The sequence below is a fragment of the Methanoculleus sp. UBA413 genome (assembly GCF_002502935.1).
Classification (GTDB): Archaea; Halobacteriota; Methanomicrobia; order Methanomicrobiales; family Methanoculleaceae; genus Methanoculleus; species Methanoculleus bourgensis.
This window is the reverse complement of sequence record NZ_DAQR01000098.1, coordinates 5,926-6,716: the sequence shown is the minus strand read 5'-3', so window position 1 is coordinate 6,716 and position 791 is coordinate 5,926. Positions and strand designations below refer to the sequence as shown.

1 protein-coding gene is annotated in these 791 nt (G+C 60.1%); it reads right to left on the bottom strand.

Annotated elements, in window-relative coordinates; genetic code table 11:
- A partial coding sequence (locus tag BP858_RS08110) for a hypothetical protein (RefSeq protein ID WP_286879258.1) occupies positions 1–689 on the bottom strand: 689 nt, incomplete at its 3' end.
- Positions 690–791: the final 102 nt, after the last annotated feature.

Here is a 791-nt window from a genome sequence, read left to right as displayed (position 1 = left end):
TTCTTCCCGTTGCCCGGGTTGATCACGGATACGGCACCGGTGCCGGCTACCGAGATGGGGCCGTTCTCTGTCGTGACGTTGCCGGTCACGGTCAGGTTGTCATCACCGGCGGCGAGATCGAGGTCCTGCCTCTTGTACTTCAGGATGAGCGTGCCGCCGTCCTTCATGCAGAAGTTGACCTTCTCCGGCGTTGCGTTGCCGATTCTAAACTCCTCAGAGTCTGGTATCGTCACGTCCTTGCTGTCGGCATCACCGAACCCGAGCCATTCCGCAAGGCTGACAAAGACAGTCATGATGCCGTTGCTCTTCTGGTTCAGGGTCTTCGGGGCGACCTTCACGTTCATCTGCTGCGGGTTTACGGTCACGTTCAGGGTGTCGCAGGCGATAGCACCCGTTGCATTATCTACAACCTTCACCGTGACAGCGTAGGTGCCGGCGGTGAGGTAAGTGTAGGTGCCCGTGATTGTGCCGTTGTGGTCATCGTCCAGCGCAATCTCCGGTTCTGTTGTTGCCGGGCCCCAGTTGATGGAGGCGCTCACGTTCAGCACATCGAGAACACCGGTGCCGTTGTAGGTGGCAAGGATTGTGACCTGCTCACCGGCGAGTGCGGTGCGGTCGCCCCCGGCATCGACAACAAGCGTGGACGGCACGTCAGGTTCCTCCTCAGGAACCTCCGGCTGTGGGTTCACGGTCACGTTCAGGGTATCGCAGGCAAGAGCGCCGGTAGCGTTGTTTGCAACCCTCACCGTGACAGCGTAGGTGCCGGCAGTGAGGTAAGTGTAGGTGCCCGT